The following is an 18,808-nucleotide window of genomic DNA, read 5'->3' as shown; positions in this document are numbered from 1 at the left end:
GGTCACGGTGAGAAGGGAGTGAGCTCTGTGGAACAGATTTGGGGCGAAGAAGAAGCGGTAAGCTGGCTTGACCACATTGTTCAACGAAGGCGCGAAGGGACCCTATTAGTTTTATTAACACCCGGTCCGGACGGAATATTGTGGGGAATTGGCCGCCACCCGGGATCCAAAGAATATGAATGGTGGGGTCTTTCTCACCCAAGGGAGGTTCCTAGACCATCTACAGCAGGAATCGGTGAATGGATCCATCTTCAAGAAGACATATCTCGCGATACCGCGTCCCAGGTAATCTGGGTTCCTCCCTCACATCCCGAACGGGTTGTACGCGGTAAGGGGATTTTTACCTATCCCTTGGGACCTGTTCATGGAGATGTGAGTGAAAGCCTGCGGTATGACCTGGCTGTGATGGGCGATGAAATTGTGCATCTGACGCTGAAACATGGTTATAAGCGTCGTCATATTACGACGTTGTGTCACGGAAAATCCGTATCCCAAGCCTTAGAACTCGTCGAACGCATGACAGCTACCTCATCATTTGCCCACCAATGGGCGTTTATGATGGCCGTAGAAAATGCGAAAGGGAAGATTGTTGACGAGGGCACCAAGATTTACCGATCTGTGGCTTTGGAAATGGAGCGATTGGCGTCCCATCTTGGCGATTTAGCCCTTTTAGCGTCCTCAACAGGATTGCCGGTGGCCCAGATGGATTATCTTCATCTGAAAGAACAAATTCTTCGGTGGAACTACAAGCTCTTTGGGGATCGGTATTTACGTGGGGCCTTAGTGAAAAATGCCTTGAACAAGGAAGCTGATGAGGCGGCCGCGTCCATTATTGCTGTGGGCGAACAGGCGCAAGCTATTACCGACAGTTTATTTCATACTCCCTCATTCCTTGACCGGTTAGTGGGGGCGGGAAAGATTCCGGACCAGACCGTGCAGTTTATTCGGCCTGTTGGGCCGGTAGGACGGGCTAGTGGGCTTAAAGTGGATGTCCGTTCGCTTTGGGATTATGGGGTCTATGATGAAATTTCTTTCGCTATCCCATCTTCAGACAAAAGCGATGCGTACGCCCGTTTTCTTGTCAAATCGCGCGAAATCACGGCGAGCGTTAATATTATCCGCAGGTTATTGCCAGTCGCGCCAAGACATTCTCAAGTTTCTGTGGTATTTGAAGATGGCCAAAGCCAAGGTCCGGGGATTGGCATGGTTGAAGCGGCCCGTGGCCTGTTGGCTTATGCCCTCTGGCTTGATGGGACTGGTGAAATCATCCGTCATGTTGCTGTCGCAACCCCATCGGCCAGAAATTGGTATGTGGTGCCGCCGGCCATGGCGAATGGAAATATTCTGCAAGATTTTCCGATTATCGATGCAAGCTTTTTGTTAAGTGTTGCCGGCTGGGACCAATAGGGGAGGTGATGACATGTTTTACTGGCGTTGGTTATCGGATTTGATCCATGGTCCAAAAACCACGACATTTCCTGCACAACCTGATCCCAACATCGTGTCCCGTGGGGAAATTCATATCGAGGGGACACTTAATGATGAAACCCTTCCGATTCGTCGTGCCATGGCGATCCGTCATGTCGACGGGGGATCATGTAATGGTTGTGAGTCGGAACTGCAGTTGCTTACGAGTCCCGACTATGACTTTTCCCGCTTCGGTTTTTCTTTCACGCCGTCTCCGCGTCATGCGGATATTTTGGTCGTGACGGGTGTGATTACGCGCCCGATGGTTGAGATTATGCAGCAGGTATTTGAAGGAATGCCATCGCCTAAACGGGTCGTAGCTTTAGGGCAGTGCGCCATTAATGGCCATGTGTTTGCTCATGCACCCGATGTGCTGGGATCCTTGAAAAATGTTCTGCCGCTCACCGTAGAAATTACCGGATGTCCGCCCACACCTGCCGATATTCTGCAAGGACTATTACAGGCGGTGGAGACCTACCCGATTCAACAAGGAGAGAATCAGAATGAACGCAGCGCTTTGGGCTGAACTGTGGATTGTGTTAGGGCTTGTGGGCCCTTTATCTGCCGGGATTATGAGTCTGGCAGGTCAAAGGGCGAGTGGGGCATTATTGCGCGCGGAAGTCTTGTTAGCGAGTCTGGGGCTTGTGGCGATGGGCTGGATGATAAGTCAAAATGCCTTGGTTCCTGGCATAGTAAGTTTGCCTACACCCTTTCCGCCCCTTCACGTTTCCCCATTACCCATGGCCGATCTATGGAGCATCTTAAGCGGGGTATTGTTAGGGGCAACGTGGCTCCTGATTCGGAAGACGTCCACCGAAACCCGGATTTTGTGGGCCCTGGTGCCCATGAGCTCAAGTATGGGGTTCTTTTTGCTGGCTGGCGGTGGGTTGAGCTTGCTGTTGGGATTAGAAGCTATTTCTTTAAGCTCCTATTTAGGGCTGGTCACAACACGCCGGTCCCGAAAATTATGGAACGCAGGTTGGGTTTTGCTCATTTTGTCGGAAATGGGAGGTTTGCTATTGCTTTTGGCCATGGGACTGATCATGGTTCATCACGGGGCCTCCTTATCGTTTGTTACTGACAATTTTAGGGTATTAGCCCAAGAAGCATCACACATGTCAAGTTCTATCAAACTGGTCATAATGGTTCTTGTCTTGCTGGCATTTGGAGTTAAAGCCGGGCTTTTTCCGGTGATGATTTGGATGCCCCTTGCGGAACCTGAAGCACCAGGACCCGTGGCAGGGCTCTTCTCAGGAGTTTTCACGGCGCTGGCTGTCTTAGGGATTTTAGCCGTGGAAAATGTGGTACATCCAGGGATAGGCTGGGGCATCATTTTGCTCATTTTAGGGACGACTGGAGCTTTTGTCGCCGCATTATACAGTATTGTCTCCAGACATGTTAAACAAATCTTGGCGTATTCCACCTTAGAAATCCTGGGACTTGTGTTTTCTGCCTTGGGAATTTGGAACATTGCTCAAAGGGCTAATGCCCACTCTTTGGTTTCAACCTTGGCATGGGATGCCGCCATGATCCTGCTGATTATGCATGCTGGGGCAAAGTTTGTTTTGTTTTCGATTACAGAAGAAACCGAACCCATTGCTCATACTATCGATGGGTTGGGGGGAATAGCCCATGACCGGCCCAAATTGAGTTTGGCCGCGGCGGTGGCGGTAGGTACCTTGGCCGCTGTACCCCCTCTTGGCGGATTTGTGGGAGAGTGGCTTCTTTTGGAATCCGTCTTAAAACCCCTTGGGACGACCTTAGCTTTGCGTAATATTCACTTGCTGTTCTTGCTTGCAGGTATCTTTTTGGCTTTAGCGAGTGCCGTAGGGGTTGGAACCTATATCCGCTGGTTTGGATTTGTGTTTCTTGGCCCCAAACGTCGCGCTCTGCGGTTGGATAAGACGCAAAAACTGCGACCGACGCAGGTTGTGGGCTATATCATTGCGCTTCTCCCTGTCTTGATTGCGGGTCCTGGGGTTCCTTGGCTTATTCCCTGGTTAAATCTCCAAGGATCTCAGATTTTTGGCAACAATAATCAATATGTGATTGCCCCGCTTCTTGTTCATCCAAAGGCTGTTCCTCTTTTGGTTCATATCGGAGGAGATTTGGTTAAGACACCCGGAGCCCCAGGAACGATATTCTTTCCCCAAGGCTTTTCGGTGGGTGATCCCTATGTTCTCTTGTTGATGGGGATTGTGTTGGCAGGCATTGTGGCCCTCATTCGTCATTTACTGCGCAAAGGGCAAGTCGTGCGTTTGGTTGAACCGTGGACAGGAGGAACCTCCGATTACAATGCCCAAAAGAGTTTTACCGCAGAAGGCTTTGTTCATCCATTGCGATTGGCGTTTCAAGGGTTCTTTGGATTGAAGCGGCAACGTTATGACAAAGGAGGTGTCCGATTTTACCGTCATACCATCATTTACCGCTTAGAAGAACAGGGCTATTTGCCCTTGTTGAAATTGGTACGGTATATTGCGGGGCAAGTGCGAAAGACCCAATCGGGATCGACCCCGGCGTATCTGAGCTGGCTTTTTTATGGTGCCATGGTTGCCACATTATTGGCTTTATGGCATCCTTTGTCGTAATCACAACTATACATTGGGGCCGATCCCGGGCCTCTTCGCTCGCCGAGAGGTTATTCGTTGATGGGGTCGAGATCCTGGCGGGGGCTCAGATTAAATTCCCGAGCTGCGCGCACTAATTGATCAATGAGGTGTTCCATCGCAGTCCGTCCTTCATTTGTGGGACGACGAATCAGATGAATGCGCCGAGTCAATTGTAAATCCTCAATCGGTAAAAAAGTGATATCTGGCATGTTACGGGCAATCATCCACGACATGACCGAACAACCTATGTTATTGCGCACGAGATCCAAAATAGCTCGAATTGATGATAATTCGGCGGTGACGCGAAGATTAGAGACACCCAGTCCATGGTGAGCGAGAGCCTGATCCAGGATACTGCGAGTACCCGAACCCTCTTCGCGCAAAATCAGGTCAACGGATTCCAGATCTTTAACTGTTACGGTTGTGCGTGAGGATAAAGGATGGTGACTTGCCACAATGAGTCCGAGTTGATCCTGCCACAAGTTGGTCACCTTCAAATTTCGGTGCCCTACACGTCCTTCAGCAATGCCAAAATCTACCCGGCCGGTTTCTACCTGGCTAATAACTTCGGTACTGTTGGCCATGGTTAAATGAATATGAACCGCCGGATGATTACGCCGAAACTGGCCTAATGGTTCCGGTAAGAAAAACTCGGTAACGGTATGGGATGCCGCAACATGCACCCATTGCTCGCCTTCTGCAGTTTGTCTCACTTCTCGGTAGGCCGTTTGCCACAGAGCTTCAATTTGATTGGCATAGGCGAACAAGGTTTCGCCAGCGGGGGTGAGGCGCATTCCCCGATTACCCCGTACAAATAAAGGGGTGCTAAACTCTAGTTCAAGTTGGGCGATTTGATGGGAGGCTGCAGAGACGGATAAATTCAATAACCGGGCAGCACCCGTAATATGTCCTTCCCGTGCTGTCGCTAAAAATACTAATAACCGATTGTCCAAAGGTCTCTGCCTCCTTTATCGATGTCTTTAAACCCAGTGTCTTAACTTTCGCTCAATCCGGTACCATGCTGCTGATAACGCGGCGGTCGGATCCTTCAACGTGGTGAGCGTGAGGTGACGAATAAATTGTCCCCAATGTTTTTGATAGGCATAGTGTAAAGCGCGTTCGATATCGACCCCAGCCCAATACCGTCTTTGATCCCACACGGAGAATCCTAATTGGGGAAACCAATCCTGCACCACGCTGGCTTCACTTTGTCGCATTTTTGCAATATTTTGATGGGCTCCTCCTTCGTGCTCCAAATACGCGATTAACGTCTGGGGAACGAAAATTCCGGGAAATCCCTGGCTGGTGAAAGACAGCCATAATAGCCAATCATCAGCGCCTGGCGTTTTGAGCTCCCCTGTCCAGTGAATTTGTCTAAAAGCCTTAAGCCGCATAAGGACTTGTGATGGAGTGACGATGTGGTTAAACATTTTTAAGTCCTGCAACCTAAGAGAAGGAAATTTCGTTTGGTACAATTGATATTTTCTTCCGGATGAAAAGACAATATCGGCATTGGCCACGGCGAAACCCCGCTGGGGATGACGGGACAGCGCATCGATCATGACGGCTAAAAACGTCGGATACCAATAATCATCCTGATCCAAAAAAGCGAGAAAACCGTCGTCAAATACAGAAAGGTTGGCTCCAAAACGTCTCGCGTGAGCCACCCCTTGATTTTTGGCAATATAGTGATATTCGGCATGGTAACGATATGCAATATCTTCCGCCATATAATGTTCCGGAGTCCCGTCTTCCACCACGACAACCTGAATAGGATAGGGGACTTTTTCTTGTTGACGCACACTTTCTAAACATCGACCGAGAAAATCCCTTCCGTACCAGACTGGAATCACTATCGTTACCCCTGTCATGCATTCACCTGCCTGAATTTGTGTCGACATATCTTTGACTCGTACTGTCTGATCGTAAAAGATTGTCGACAAACCTTCAAGCCGGAGGCTCGAGAGTTGTGCTCGAGCCTTTAACTAACGGCCGTTTTTGTGGGAATTGGCGTGGGCTTGGGGGATCCAGTCAAGGTTAAGCGACCCGTGAGAACTCCTCCAGTTGTCTTGACCGCGACAAGGGTCCAAAACACGGCAAGCAAGACATAAAACAGGTGGGCAAAGAAAGCGATCAATCCCACATGCATTTGGTCATAGAGCATATCCGTTCCGCCCGTGAAAACTCCCAAGGGGAAGGTCAAACCCCACCATCCTAAATTGAAGGGCAATCCTTTGTGAGCGTAGTAAATGGTGATAAGAATGCTTAAGGTCAACCACCATAAACCAAAACCCCACAGAGCAAATGAACCGAGGACGGCGGCACCATCCATAGCATGCCCTAAAGAGCCGAACAAAATGGGAAGGGATTTCCCTAATCCGATGAGTCCCATAATGCCGGTGCCTAAAGTTCCTAAAGAAATCCATGTGGAAATAGCCATTTCCTTAGGTGGCAACTTGTGAACAGCTAAGCGCAAGAATAAAAATCCGAGCATCAAAAATGCTAAGGGGACGCTTAAGGCCCATAACCCTAAACTAATGACCATCAAGGTCTTTTGGGCTGCTACATTGGTGAGATATGGAAGCAGTAATCCTCCACTGGCTGCGGCCACTTCAGCGGGCACAACAGGCATCAACCATATTCCCGTCAGTTTGTCTAAGCGGTGATCGTGGGAAATAAACATCATAAAGGGAACGACAATGCCCGATCCTAAGGCCATTAACACGTTAATCACGAGTAAAACCATGGCGATGGTCAGCGCCTCATGACCAATTAAGCGTTGCCCCATGTCAATGAACCCGTTAATGACCGTGGTCAAAGCCATCGGAACAGCTCCTAAAAACATCGATTGGACAGGATCATGCAAAATTGCGATAGATCCCTTCCAATTAAATATCCAACGCAACAACATGAGCAGTAAAAGGGCTCCCACAATCACGGTGTTCAATATCCATAGCCCTGTACCCAAATCCTTGAGCCATAGGGGACCGCCGGGATAAAGGTATGCGCCCAAAGCGGTAATACCTGTCCCCATGCCCACAGTAAACCAGTTTGGCGTGAAATTTTTCACAAAGGCTAACATCTACGATCCCCTCCTTTTGTTTAGGTATATGTTCTTATGTGAAAATCGTAACATGAAGACAACCCATATGGCTTATGGCTTTCTGTCAACTGTTTTCGGAATGTTGAAAACCAGTGTTAAATAAACAAATCCGGCGTCCACCATAATAAGTGGCAAATGCAATCCGATTCGCAGCGTCCACAGCTGCTGCACGTGTGTTCCGTGCACAATGGCTGTTGGCAATCGCGGCATTCATAGTGGGCAATTTCGCCACAGGCACAAATATGTTGTTGGTCATCCATGGTTCCAGGTCTCCTTTTTGGTCGTTCGGCTGACGTCGTCGATTTGACGTAGATACCGAGACTTAGGTTACCCAAAACCTGTCATGGATATGTATTGTGGCAAAGTGTCAAAAAGTGACATAAGTTATGACAAAGGACAAACAGAAGACGATGTTCGAAAAGGCAGAGACTAAAAACATTCGTGGTAAGAAATCACGCTCAAGTCCTGGCTAGGATAGAAAGAATCGGGGAAGTATGAGGGAGAGCCGCAAGGACATACCAGGCGAGAGACTTCCAACCGGAAAATTATTGGAGTCCATAGCTGGCATGTCCGAAGGCTAGGTCTATTGATGGCATGATTTTTATTGCGGGTATGCCAGGTGCTCACAAAGACTTACCGGATCAATATTTCCGCCACTGATGACCACAACCGTTTTCCGGTGATAAAGTCTATCGGGTTTGCGCAAGGCATATGCGAGTGTTGCAGCCCCGGAGGGTTCTGCTAACATTTTTTGCCGGGTTAACAATAAGGACATGGCCCGGCGGATCTCATCATCATCGACCAGCACAATGTCATCGACGAGATGTTCAATAATCGGATAGGTGAGTTCTCCCAGCGAGATGGTCTTTAGCCCATCAGCAATAGTCTGGGTTGACGATAAAATCTGCCGTTGGTGATGTTTTCGCGATTCATAGGCTTTGGGAGCTCCTAAAGGCTCGACACCAATAATCCGGATATCGGGTCTTTGGCTTTTTACAGCGGTAGCGATTCCTGAGATTAAGCCCCCGCCACCAATGGGAACAATGATAATTTCAACTTCAGGCATTTGTTGGAGAATTTCCAAGCCAATTGTCCCCTGCCCTGCCATGATCTCAGGGTCATCAAAAGGGGCCACAAAGTTAAGGCCTGTTTCTTGGGCAATGGTTTTAGCCCGTTCAATGCGCTCATGGCTCGTCGTTCCATAAAATTCAACGTCAGCACCATATGCTTTGATGGCTTCGACTTTGGCAGGGGACGCCGTGGTCGGAACAACAATGCGGGCCGTTAAACCAAAATAGCGGGCTGCCCAAGCTACAGCTCCGCCATGGTTGCCGGATGATCCGGTTACAGCGCCTGTGCCGCCAGCGGCGTGAATTAATGCCAGTTTATTAAATGCTCCGCGAACCTTAAACGACCCGGTGCGTTGAAGATTTTCGGCTTTGAGAGCTAAATCACACTGACTTAGTTCGGATAAACTGTGATTTTTTATGAGCGGCGTTTCGTACACAACGGGTCGAATACGCTCATAGGCTGCGTCGATGGCAGACATTTTGAGCGTAATCACGGAACAATCACCCACCAAACCGGATTATCCCGCTTGGGTTGTTGTAATTGCAGCTGATTGATGTGAATTTTTTGCCGCCGAACTTTTTTGGCTAATCCGATGGAAAAGGCCCGCGTATCATATTCCGCCTTGGGAATTTGATAATGACGCATGGTTTCCGCAATAAAGGTCTGTAAGTCGCGTTGAGCTTCTGGCCACCTATCAGCGGGAAGATCTGACCAATAATATCCATTCCACATGCTTAAACGTAGTGTGATTTTGTTGAGCCATTGGACTGTTTGCGACCGTTCGCCAAGCCTAGTTTGTTCGAGAAACGTGGTCAATGGCGCGGCATTACTGTCTTTGGGATGCCAAAATATCAGGTCGACAAAAATACTACCTGTGCCGGTCGAAAGAGCGGGTTTATTATCATGAATGGTTTGCATCACACTGGTCCTTCCTCTTTTCAATTTTTATGGGTGACCGCTTTGACATCAACTTGGGGTTGGTTAATCACGCGAGAATTTTCGGGGACACTATGCGTTAGCCACACATTGCCGCCAATGACGCTTCCGGCGCCAATTACCGTATTGCCTCCCAGGATAGTGGCACCGGAATAGATGACGACCCGATCCCCAATCGTGGGATGCCGTTTTTGACCCCGAATGATTTGCCCTTGTACATCCCGAGGAAAATTTAATGCGCCCAGAGTCACTCCCTGATATAAGGTAACTTGATCGCCAACCTCCGTAGTTTCGCCAATTACCACCCCTGTTCCATGGTCAATAAAGAAACTGGATCCAATTTGGGCTCCGGGGTGAATGTCGATACCGGTTTGACTATGAGCAATCTCCGTCATCAGTCGTGGCAATAATGGAACGTCTAGTCGAAAGAGCTCATGCGCCAACCTGTATACCATAATGGCATAAAACCCGGGATAAGTGGATATGACTTCAGAACGGTTGCGTGCTGCAGGATCTCCTTGGTAAGCGGCATCAGCATCCATATACAAAAGTGTTTGAATGTCTGGAAGCCGCTTGCCAAATTCAATGGCCGTGTGGAACGCCCGACACAATCCCTGGCAAGGATCTCCGGTGCAGTCATGAGGGTCAACCCGGTGAATTTGATGGGCTAAGTCCCAAATAATGCGTCCCAATAATTCGATGCGTGCGGCAGTTCCTTGGGCTTCAACGGCTTCTTCCCAAGGGTGTTCAAAGGGAAACAAAAGGCTTTCGAGTCGCCAAATGAGTTGTTCTGTGGCACGACGCGTGGTAGGGGTCTTGGGTCCAGCATTTGTCAAAGTCGCTTCATCATACCGCTCTAGACTGCGAACAATTTGGGACAGTCCCTCAATGCTAAATTCAGGGATTGACATGAGTTCCTCCTTAGTGCTGATGCGTTTGGCCTAGTATTTGCCATAAGGTGGCGATTGTTTCCGCGCCCTTATCAAAGTTTTCGAGATGAAAATGTTCGTTAGGCGCATGAAAATTTTCATCGGGCAATGCAAAGCCTAACAAAACCGTAGGGATACCCAAGACTTGGTCAAAGGTCACGACAACAGGAATCGAACCTCCCATGCGAATAAATGCCGCATCTTGATGATAGACCTCGCGAATGGCTTGGACGGCCGCTTGCGTGGCAAAGTGATCTAACGGGGTGACTGTGCCGGGATCCCCTTCTCCTCGATCAATGCGCAACCTGACGGTGGGAGGGCACTGATTCGTAATAAACTCGATAACCTGGTCCAAAACTTTTTGAGGATCTTGGTGCGGGACTAACCGGCATGATATTTTAGCGTGGGCACTTTGAGGAATGATTGTTTTGCGGCCTTCGCCAATAAAACCCGCCCACATTCCATTCACTTCGAGAGTCGGTCTGGTCCAAATCCGCTCTAATGTGGTATAGCCCGCTTCGCCATATAATGCGGGAGCTCCCGTTGACTGGCGAAACTCTTCCTCATCAAAAGGCAAGGCGGAAAAATTTTTTCGTTCTTCATCGCTGAGAGGGTCGACATCATCATAAAATCCTGGAACCGTTACCCGCCCTTGTTCATCATGCAAGCTGGCGATAATTTGCGCAAGAACATGGGCAGGATTGGCGACGGCTCCGCCAAAAACACCAGAGTGCAAGTCTTGATAGGGACCATCAATATGAATTTCTAAAGCGGCGAGACCGCGTAAGCCATAGCAAACAGCGGGAACGCCGGCTGCAAACATTGGCGTATCCGAAATTACTGCGAGATCGGCCCGTAAGGCTTCTTGATGGGTTTGAATGTAGTGTTCCAAGTGCACACTGCCAATTTCTTCTTCGCCTTCGAATAAAAATTTGAGGTTGACGGGCAGGGTTCCCGTTTTTAACCAGGCTTCTGCCGCGATGACTTGCATATAGACTTGACCCTTGTCATCACTGGAACCGCGCGCATATAAAATGTTATCAATGATAGTTGGAGAAAATGGTGGGTTCGTCCATTGGTCCAAGGGATCGACGGGCTGGACGTCATAATGTCCGTAGACGAGTATGGTGGGTCGAGCGGGATCGGTAATCACTTCTCCAAATACAATGGGGTGACCCGGGGTTTCCTCAATGCGGACAAGGGGAACCCCTGCCGCTTCGAGACGGTGAGCGAGCCACTCGGCGGCCTTATGAACGTCCTCTTTGTGATTAGATAAGGCCGAAATGCTGGGAATTTGCAAAAACTGAATCAGTTCGTTGCGGTATTGTTCATGGTGGTTTTGTAAGTATGCGAGAACTGTATCGATTTGACCTGACGCCATCTAATCCTCTCCTGTGCATGTCGTTAAACGCCTTGATTGTCTTTATTATCATAGCGAAAATTCATCATCGCGGCGATGGAACTTTCAGTCTAAAAATGTGAAATGGGTTTGGGAGGAGTCTTTCAAGTCACAATGCTAAAGACGGCAAGTCCTACAAATAACGATACAACAGAGCCTAACACGAATTGACGGCGGCCGGGCATAGCCATCTGTCCCATAATCTTATGATCGCGGGCGATGAGGCCAAGCATCGCTAAGGTAATCGGCATCCATAGAGCTCCTAACGCTTGCGACCATAAAGCCAATGATGCCGTGGGTAAATGGGGAAATAGCACTACGACAGCCGTAAAAGATAGTGTTGCAATGTGCAAAATTGAAAATCGCCCTTGAGTGGGACTTTTGTCGGGAGCTAACAGTTTTTGGGAAAATGCTTCTTGCACCATCCATGCCGATGATACCGAAATAGTCGATGCGGCGAGAAATCCCGCATCAAATAATCCCATTGCAAAGAATCCAGCCGCTGTCGTGCCCCCATAGTGTTGAAGCCACAATAGGGGATTGCGCCCAGATACAGCTACGGGGCCGCTAAAGCCCCAATAAGGATAACGACGGTGGCCATGAATACCTGAGCCAGAATTCCCGTTCGAATATCCTTGCGCTCCGAGGATAAGTTTTTGACGTTGCCAGCCCACACGGCGTTTTGCTGCCAAAAAATCATCCATGGGGTGATGGCATTTCCAGCCAAGGACAAAAATAGAAAGGGGATATGATGATTAAATCCGCCCGAAAATGCTTTATGCCAGATGTGACTACTGGGGTGTAACAGGAAAAGAGTCGGAATAAAGGCGAGATTTGCTACCGCTAAAATTAATAAGAGATGTTCCATCCGGCGCACGTGTCGAAACAAGGTGACGGCGAGGACGACAATAAATGACGCGATGAGTCCGGCATTCCAGGGGACACCCCAAAAAGCTAAGGCAGAGGTCATGCCGATAAATTCGGTGATTAAAATCATCATATTTAAAAGATGAAGAATGATGGCGTTGAATTTAGCCGTTTTATTGCCAAATTTGTGGGCAATGATCTGACTGTAAGGAAGACGGGTTGCTAAGGCTACCTGCAGTGCGAGATCTTGGATGAGAAACGTAATGGGAGCCATGATGAAAAGTGCCGGTAAAAACCATGGCAAATGATTGTGCGAACCCGTAACAAGGTAGGATAACATGCCCCCCGCATCGTTGTCCGCTACCATACCTAAAACGCCTGGGCCAATAGCCAAAAACCAGAGCACTATGCGGCGCATGAAAAAGTTCGAGATTTCCCGCTCCCTGGTCGTCATGGGGCAGCGGGGCTGTTATCCCAGCATATAGTGGGCCCCTGATCTGACACGTTGTACCAGTAAATGCCACTATTTATATTCACCGAATCAGGGATCAGGGTGAAAGACAATGCAGGACCCTCTTTCTTGAAGAGTTGCCTCGACAAATCATTTCATGTTGCATGAATATCATAACGAACATTGAGCGTTATGACGAGAAGAATTGCGTCATAACCCGGACGCAAAAGAAAGTGGACGCATTATCCCACAAATGTGCAAAACGCTAAGAGGATAAAGATTAGAATGGTGCCAGTCAAAATGATTTGCCGCTGGTGATGCATGACCATGGTGCCCATGAGATGACGATCTGAGGCGATGATGCCGAGCATGACTAAACTGATAGGCATCCACAAGGCTCCCAAGGCTTGAGCCCATAAGGCAATTCGAGCGGCCGACAAATGCGGTAAAAGCACAACGAGAGCTGCGACAGACACCGTAGCAATGTGCAACACGGCATAAGGACCTTGTGTAGGGCTTTGGCTCCGGTCATGCAGTTTACTGGCAAACGCTTCTTGCACCATCCAGGCGGAAGATATGGAAATCGTGGAAGCGGCCAGAAACCCCGCATCAAAAAGTCCGATGGCAAATAATGCAGCGGCGGTAGTGCCGCCATAATGTTGTAGCCATAACAAAGGATTTCGTCCCGTAACAGCGACATGGGCCGTAAAAGCGCCAATAAGCATCACCACTGTCGCCATGAACACTTGCACGATAATACCGAGGCGTATATCTTTACGGCCAGATGTTAAGTTTTGGACATTACCCGCCCATACGGCGTTTTGCTGCCAAAAGATCATCCAAGGGGCAATGGCATTGCCAGCCAATGATAACAAAAGAAAAGCCGTTTCTCCGGTAAATGAACCCGAAAACGCGCTACGCCAGCTATGCACGCTGGGATGCAGCGTAATCAAGGACGGAATAAATGCGAGATTAGCGATAGCTAAGATTAACAACATCCGTTCCATTTGCCGGTAGCGTCGAAAAGACGTCACGCCAAGAACTAATATTAAAGATACAATGAGACCTAAGGTCCATGGCACACCAAGCAGAGTGAGTGCCGAGGTCATGCCGATAAATTCGGTGACTAAAATCATCACATTCAGGCTGTGAAGCACTAATGCATTGAATTTGGCGACAGTGCGGCCAAATTTACGCGAAATGATTTGACTATAGGGAAGACGTGTGGCCAGCGCCACACGAAGGGCCAATTCTTGAATGACATAAGTGAGTGGGGCCATGACGAAAAGTGCCGGCAAAAACCATTGCAAATGATCTTGTGAACCTGTAACGAGATATGACAACATTCCCCCGGCATCATTGTCCGCTACCATGCCAATGACACCCGGACCAATAGCCAAAATCCAGAGGAAGAGGCGGCGAAGGATAAGAGCCCGTTTTCGCGCATTGAATGTCGTCATGTATGGTCTTTGCATTCTATCACGCTCCTCAAGCGAATCATGGTCATGATATGTGAAGCGGATTCGAAGGGTGTGAGACCCTTCTTCCGTTAATGTTTTCCTGAATCCCAGAAAAATTTCGTAGAATATCCATCAAAGGGGGAAGATTGATGAATCCAGGCTGGTTAGAAGTCATTGTTGGGATCATAGGTGTAGCACTGGGTGCCGCGGGAAAAATGGCGCGATCATCCGTTGTGATTGCTCTGGGATTGATTTTGATGGGGATTGCCCATATTGTGAGTGCAACCTGGGCGCATTTCCTTGGAGATGTTGGAGCGTTTCTCATTTTATTAGGGCTCGGAATGTCAATTGCGATGCTGCTTCGTCAATGGCGTAAAAAATAGCCCCGTGGCAGGGGATGAATCCATGAACTTGGCCATTGCCAGGCAATAGGGGGTGAAAAGAATTTTAGATGAGGAAAAAGTCTTTAAAGATCCGGTTCATGGCTATATTTATGTGAATGATCCCTTGATTTGGGATTTGATTAATACGAAAGAAATGCAGCGCTTAAGGCGCATCCGGCAATTGGGCACATCCTATGTTACTTACCCTGGCGGTGAACACAGTCGATTTTCGCATTCTTTAGGAGTATATGAGGTAATTAGACAAATCGTCCAAGCCTTTGCTCGCAATGCCTATGAATGGCCAACTGAATATAATCAGCTGGTCATGGTGGCAGGACTCCTGCATGACATTGGACATGCGCCCTTCTCCCACGCCTTAGAAAAAGTCATTGGCTTACGGCATGAAGTATGGAGTGAGCGTATTATTCTCGAACCAACAACTGAAGTGCATCAAGTATTGGAACAAATGGACCCAGCACTGCCTTCACAAGTAGCTTCCGTCATTAATAAGACGCATCCCCAAAAGTTGGTGGTTTCGTTGGTGAGTGGCCAGCTCGATGCGGATCGTTTAGACTATTTGATGCGGGATTCGATTTTTACGGGAGTCGATTATGGCAAGTTTGATTTAGCCCGCATTATCCGTGTGATGCGGCCTTTAGGCGGCAGGATTGTGGTAAAACGTTCGGGATTACATACGGTCGAAGCCTATTTGCTTGCCCGATATTTTATGTATTGGCAAGTCTATTTCCATCCTGTATCACGCTCTGCTGAGGTCATTTTAAAAGCAATTTTAAAGCGGGTCAAAGATCTCGTTGCCTGTGGTCAAGCACCGCCCATGCCTCATCCGGCTTTAGCTGAATTATTCACGCAATCCCTTCGTTTAGACAGCTATTTTGCCTTAGATGATACGGTATTGTTTAATGCTTTCAATGTTTGGCAGGACAGTTCTGATCCCATTCTCAAAGACCTATGCCGACGATTTTTAAACCGCCATCTTTTTACTTATATTGAATACCCCGACCATGATATTGACACCTACCAGAAACTCAGGACCCAGGTGCAGTCCCATGGCTATGACCCGGCATATTATTTGGCGGTCGACGAAACCGGTACAGTTTACTATGATTATTATTTAGGAGCCGAAAATAGTGAGGATAAAGACAGTGCCCTGTTTTTATGGGATGATGACAAGAAGGCATTGATTGAAATGTCCAGACTCTCTAAGCCCGTCAATGCCATTGCCAGGGAGAAACAAGTGATAAGGCGATTATATTTTCCGCACGATGTCCGCTGACAATTTTAAGATTGGGGACGACGTGAACAAGCCGATGCAATAGGGGTGACGATCATCGACGAGTTAAAACAAATTTCTCCAGAACAATTTTTTCAAGTCGGCCTCTATGTGGGAACCATTCTTCGTGCTGAGCTCAATCCCAAAGCGAAAAAACCTGCATATCATATCATTGTTGATTTTGGGCCGCTCGGAATCAAAGAGTCTTCGGCCCAACTTACCGTGCGTTATCAGCCTGGCGATTTGGTGGGAAGACAAGTTGTTGCCGTGTTAAATCTTCCTCCCAAAAAGGTGGCAGGGGTAAGGTCCGAAGTACTCATTTTAGGCGCTATGCTCAGTGACACGGATGTCATCTTGTTAAATGTAGATGGTCCGGTACCTAATGGTACGCGCATTGGGTAACAGACGAGAAAGGACGGAAGCCCGGTGAAAATAGGTTTAATTGTACCGCCTGATACTCCGGCCACGGGGGGGAATTTTGTGTCGGCGGAACGACTGAAACTTGGTCTCAACCGTTTAGGCATTGACGCCCAGGTCGAACGATTTCATCCTCATCTTGGGGATTATGACGTGTATCATGCCTGGAATGCAGTGCAAGTGGGGCAACGCTTATTAAACCAGGGTATTGAACCCGAAAAAATCTTGGTCACGTGGACAGGGACCGACTTATGGGGAGATTGGGCGAAAGATCCCGGGCCGATTCGCGAAACGCTTTCATCCTTGCGCCATCAGGTGGTGTTTACGCCCAACGCCCGTAAACGGTTGTTGGCGGATGCTCCTCAGTGGGAGAATCGGGTGCATGTCATTCCTCCGTCTGTTGATGAAACCATTTTTTGCCCCGCGGATTCGTCCCAAAAGCGCGATGGGCCCCCGTTGGTCGTTATTGCTGGTGGAATTCGTCCGGTGAAACGCAGTGCCTGGGCGATCGAACTTGTCCAAACGGCACGCCAGACGCTGGCGACTGATTTTCAGCTGGCGATATTAGGGCCAGTGCGAGATTGGAAAGAATGGGAACGAGTTTGGCAAGCCGCCCACGATAAACCGTGGGTGCATGTCATTGGCGAAGTTCCGAAAGATCAGATGGGACAATGGTACCAACGGGCCACCATAGTCTTGAACACCTCGCAGATCGAGGGCGTCTCCAATGCGCTCATGGAGGCCATGAGTTGTGGTGCATTGATTGTAGCAAGCAATATTCATGGAAACCGGTATCTCATTGAAAATGGGAAAACGGGCCTGCTCTTTGACACACCGGAAGAATTGATTGAGGCGTTCCGTTATGCCCTCAATCATTCCAAAGACGCCGACTGTATTCGTAAAAATGCCCGTATGCGAATTTTATCCAGACATTTGCCCACTCAGGAGGCACAGGCTTATGCCATGATATATCGTCAAATAGCCTGGTCGATGTGTTCGAAAGGATGCGGCGTATGACCCTCTATGGCTTAATACGATTTGATATTGAAGATTTTGTAACGGAGGAATCGGACGAAGCCTTGGCATTTGTGTTGGACGTTATGGATGAATATCAAATGCCCGCTAGTTATGGCATTGTCGGAAAAAAAGCACAAAGTCTGTTTGCGCATCATCAAACGAAAACCTTAGAGCGGTTGGCACAAAAACACGCCTTGGGATTTCACTCAACGAGTCACAGCGAGCATCCCACCATTGCCGAGGAAATGGCCGAACTCGATTACGCGGATGGTGTGGCTCGGTTTATTGCCCGGGAACAGGTGGGAATTAATATGGTTAAGGATCTTATCAAATCTCCGCTATATTTCACACAACCCGGCGGTAATTGGGTTCCTCAAGCAGTGGATGCCCTATCCCAGCTTAACATGCCGATATTTTTTAGTGACAGCTGGAATAGTTACTTAGATACTGCTAGCCAACCCATGTGGATAGAAGATATTGTCCATTGGTCATTACCGGTCCTAAATCCTAAACCTTTTGCATTGAAGTTACCGGACAATTTAGATGAGGCAATACATTTAATCGAACAAGCGCCACAGAATTTTGCGCCGCAAGACGCGTTTATGATCATGATTCATCCTACCGAATTGGTTACGACCAAGTTTTGGGATGCCGTGAATTTTGAATTGGGGGCGACCAATGCCACGTTGCGTAAAGCCCCCCTGCGCTGTGTCCAGGACCGTCATGAGGCCTATGAAGGATTCCGGCAATATATTCGGCATATTCGCCATATTGCCAGTGTTGAATGGATTGATGTTGCGTCGTTAAGCGGCCGTATTCAACCGCTCACATCCCCCGCATTGTTTGACTCACAAACACTTTTAACGATGATCACGCGTTATGGATTGGGTCCTGCCATCCTTCATGGTCAAAGTTACAGTGCGGCGGATATGGTTGTGGCCTTAGCCTTACTGATGACAGGCGCGACCCCTGGGCAGAGGTTGCCACGAGTGAAAGCTCCCCTACAATGGGGTTCTCAAAGACTGTTTAATGGACAAGCGATGGAATCCCTTGGCGAGGAGCTACTTCGGCATAGTGCCCACGAAATTGTGGGTCAAGTTCTCAAAACGGGTAGACTGCCTGCTCTTGTCAGGACAGCAAGAGATTTACCGATTGAAGAGTGGGCGGCTTCGGCGATTTACCACTTCGGCACCCCATGGGGAGCAGCATCGTTGCCTTTAACCTTTTTAGATTACGTAAAAGAACCCAGAGATCTTCATTGGGATTGGCCGATCTTTCCGCCAGATTTTCATCCTTACCCGTTGTGGCAAGAAACCAGACGCTTAGCCTGGTCATTGAAATGGGCTCAGTATCAATCATGATATGATAGGACATTGTGAAAGAGAATGCGAGAACTTAGGAGGATATT

Annotated in this window: 19 protein-coding genes; 8 read left to right on the top strand and 11 right to left on the bottom strand. The window is 48.5% G+C overall.

Annotated elements, in window-relative coordinates:
- The first annotated feature begins 27 nt into the window (after positions 1-27).
- The 3 genes from AOA63_RS16940 to AOA63_RS16930 are packed head-to-tail and all read left to right on the top strand — an operon-like array spanning position 28 to position 4,055.
- Positions 28-1,407, top strand: a complete 1,380-nt coding sequence (locus AOA63_RS16940; RefSeq protein WP_053960964.1) for a hypothetical protein — start codon at positions 28-30, stop codon at positions 1,405-1,407.
- 13 nt (positions 1,408-1,420) lie between these two features.
- Complete coding sequence (locus tag AOA63_RS16935) at positions 1,421-1,993, top strand: NADH-quinone oxidoreductase subunit B family protein (protein ID WP_053960963.1); 573 nt, start codon at positions 1,421-1,423, stop codon at positions 1,991-1,993.
- Positions 1,971-4,055 carry a proton-conducting transporter membrane subunit gene (locus tag AOA63_RS16930; RefSeq protein WP_053960962.1) on the top strand — a complete coding sequence of 695 codons (2,085 nt, stop codon included), beginning with the start codon at positions 1,971-1,973 and terminating at the stop codon, positions 4,053-4,055. The genes AOA63_RS16935 and AOA63_RS16930 overlap by 23 nt, the downstream gene beginning before the upstream one ends.
- A gap of 50 nt (positions 4,056-4,105) precedes the next feature.
- Here the strand turns inward: AOA63_RS16930 and AOA63_RS16925 are convergent, their stop codons facing one another.
- The 11 genes from AOA63_RS16925 to AOA63_RS16875 all read right to left on the bottom strand — a co-directional run bounded on the left by AOA63_RS16925 (position 4,106) and on the right by AOA63_RS16875 (position 14,307).
- A complete protein-coding gene (locus tag AOA63_RS16925) occupies positions 4,106-5,029 on the bottom strand; it encodes a LysR family transcriptional regulator (protein WP_053960961.1) in 924 nt (307 codons plus the stop codon).
- Between the two features lie 27 nt (positions 5,030-5,056).
- Positions 5,057-5,947 (bottom strand): glycosyltransferase family 2 protein, encoded by an 891-nt coding sequence (locus AOA63_RS16920; protein WP_171822779.1) that lies wholly within the window; start codon positions 5,945-5,947, stop codon positions 5,057-5,059.
- A gap of 110 nt (positions 5,948-6,057) precedes the next feature.
- Entirely contained in the window at positions 6,058-7,158 is a 1,101-nt protein-coding gene (locus AOA63_RS16915; protein ID WP_053960959.1) for a TDT family transporter, read from the bottom strand.
- 72 nt (positions 7,159-7,230) lie between these two features.
- A complete protein-coding gene (locus AOA63_RS19885; RefSeq protein ID WP_171822778.1) occupies positions 7,231-7,389 on the bottom strand; it encodes a hypothetical protein in 159 nt (52 codons plus the stop codon).
- A 391-nt stretch (positions 7,390-7,780) separates the two neighbouring features.
- Positions 7,781-8,743: a threonine ammonia-lyase gene (locus tag AOA63_RS16905; RefSeq protein WP_171822777.1), complete on the bottom strand. Its 963-nt coding sequence runs from the start codon at positions 8,741-8,743 to the stop codon at positions 7,781-7,783.
- A complete protein-coding gene (locus tag AOA63_RS16900) occupies positions 8,740-9,168 on the bottom strand; it encodes a hypothetical protein (protein WP_053960957.1) in 429 nt (142 codons plus the stop codon). Before AOA63_RS16900 ends, AOA63_RS16905 begins: the two co-directional genes overlap by 4 nt.
- Before the next feature lie 20 nt (positions 9,169-9,188).
- The gene (gene epsC, locus AOA63_RS16895; protein ID WP_053960956.1) at positions 9,189-10,097 is read right to left on the bottom strand and encodes a serine O-acetyltransferase EpsC; all 909 of its coding nucleotides are present in this window, start codon (positions 10,095-10,097) and stop codon (positions 9,189-9,191) included.
- A gap of 10 nt (positions 10,098-10,107) precedes the next feature.
- Complete coding sequence (locus AOA63_RS16890) at positions 10,108-11,496, bottom strand: dipeptidase (protein WP_053960955.1); 1,389 nt, start codon at positions 11,494-11,496, stop codon at positions 10,108-10,110.
- Positions 11,497-11,618: 122 nt separating this feature from the next.
- Positions 11,619-12,047 carry a divalent metal cation transporter gene (locus AOA63_RS20445; protein ID WP_278277082.1) on the bottom strand — a complete coding sequence of 143 codons (429 nt, stop codon included), beginning with the start codon at positions 12,045-12,047 and terminating at the stop codon, positions 11,619-11,621.
- A gap of 23 nt (positions 12,048-12,070) precedes the next feature.
- Positions 12,071-12,799 (bottom strand): divalent metal cation transporter, encoded by a 729-nt coding sequence (locus AOA63_RS20440; protein ID WP_053960953.1) that lies wholly within the window; start codon positions 12,797-12,799, stop codon positions 12,071-12,073.
- 275 nt (positions 12,800-13,074) lie between these two features.
- Positions 13,075-14,307 carry an NRAMP family divalent metal transporter gene (locus tag AOA63_RS16875; protein WP_053960952.1) on the bottom strand — a complete coding sequence of 411 codons (1,233 nt, stop codon included), beginning with the start codon at positions 14,305-14,307 and terminating at the stop codon, positions 13,075-13,077.
- 134 nt (positions 14,308-14,441) lie between these two features.
- On the opposite strand from AOA63_RS16875, the gene AOA63_RS16870 reads away from it, so the two are divergent.
- The 5 genes from AOA63_RS16870 to AOA63_RS16850 are packed head-to-tail and all read left to right on the top strand — an operon-like array spanning position 14,442 to position 18,761.
- Positions 14,442-14,675 carry a hypothetical protein gene (locus AOA63_RS16870; RefSeq protein ID WP_053960951.1) on the top strand — a complete coding sequence of 78 codons (234 nt, stop codon included), beginning with the start codon at positions 14,442-14,444 and terminating at the stop codon, positions 14,673-14,675.
- A gap of 52 nt (positions 14,676-14,727) precedes the next feature.
- The gene (locus tag AOA63_RS16865) at positions 14,728-15,969 is read left to right on the top strand and encodes an HD domain-containing protein (protein ID WP_242848401.1); all 1,242 of its coding nucleotides are present in this window, start codon (positions 14,728-14,730) and stop codon (positions 15,967-15,969) included.
- Positions 15,970-16,014: 45 nt separating this feature from the next.
- Positions 16,015-16,368, top strand: coding sequence for a tRNA-binding protein (locus AOA63_RS16860; protein ID WP_082344105.1), 354 nt, complete (start codon positions 16,015-16,017; stop codon positions 16,366-16,368).
- Positions 16,369-16,392: 24 nt separating this feature from the next.
- Positions 16,393-17,400 carry a glycosyltransferase gene (locus AOA63_RS16855; RefSeq protein WP_053960950.1) on the top strand — a complete coding sequence of 336 codons (1,008 nt, stop codon included), beginning with the start codon at positions 16,393-16,395 and terminating at the stop codon, positions 17,398-17,400.
- Positions 17,397-18,761: a polysaccharide deacetylase family protein gene (locus AOA63_RS16850; protein WP_053960949.1), complete on the top strand. Its 1,365-nt coding sequence runs from the start codon at positions 17,397-17,399 to the stop codon at positions 18,759-18,761. Before AOA63_RS16855 ends, AOA63_RS16850 begins: the two co-directional genes overlap by 4 nt.
- Positions 18,762-18,808 lie beyond the last annotated feature (47 nt).

The organism is Sulfobacillus thermosulfidooxidans (assembly GCF_001280565.1).
Classification (GTDB): Bacteria; Bacillota; Sulfobacillia; order Sulfobacillales; family Sulfobacillaceae; genus Sulfobacillus; species Sulfobacillus thermosulfidooxidans_A.
Note: the sequence above shows the minus strand (reverse complement) of the source record. Positions and strands in the feature narration are given on the sequence as shown.

Bases quoted from the DNA above. Each gene is read 5' to 3' on its own strand.
- AOA63_RS16850 (WP_053960949.1), top strand. From the start codon at position 17,397: ATGACCCTCTATGGCTTAATACGATTTGATATTGAAGATTTTGTAACG.
- AOA63_RS20440 (WP_053960953.1), bottom strand. From the start codon at position 12,799: ATGCGCCGCATAGTGCTCTGGTTTTTGGCTATTGGCCCAGGCGTTTTA.
- AOA63_RS16930 (WP_053960962.1), top strand. From the start codon at position 1,971: ATGAACGCAGCGCTTTGGGCTGAACTGTGGATTGTGTTAGGGCTTGTG.
- AOA63_RS16890 (WP_053960955.1), bottom strand. From the start codon at position 11,496: ATGGCGTCAGGTCAAATCGATACAGTTCTCGCATACTTACAAAACCAC.
- AOA63_RS16870 (WP_053960951.1), top strand. From the start codon at position 14,442: ATGAATCCAGGCTGGTTAGAAGTCATTGTTGGGATCATAGGTGTAGCA.
- AOA63_RS16875 (WP_053960952.1), bottom strand. From the start codon at position 14,307: ATGCAAAGACCATACATGACGACATTCAATGCGCGAAAACGGGCTCTT.
- AOA63_RS16935 (WP_053960963.1), top strand. From the start codon at position 1,421: ATGTTTTACTGGCGTTGGTTATCGGATTTGATCCATGGTCCAAAAACC.
- AOA63_RS19885 (WP_171822778.1), bottom strand. From the start codon at position 7,389: ATGCCGCGATTGCCAACAGCCATTGTGCACGGAACACACGTGCAGCAG.
- AOA63_RS16920 (WP_171822779.1), bottom strand. From the start codon at position 5,947: ATGACAGGGGTAACGATAGTGATTCCAGTCTGGTACGGAAGGGATTTT.
- AOA63_RS16915 (WP_053960959.1), bottom strand. From the start codon at position 7,158: ATGTTAGCCTTTGTGAAAAATTTCACGCCAAACTGGTTTACTGTGGGC.
- epsC (WP_053960956.1), bottom strand. From the start codon at position 10,097: ATGTCAATCCCTGAATTTAGCATTGAGGGACTGTCCCAAATTGTTCGC.
- AOA63_RS16900 (WP_053960957.1), bottom strand. From the start codon at position 9,168: ATGCAAACCATTCATGATAATAAACCCGCTCTTTCGACCGGCACAGGT.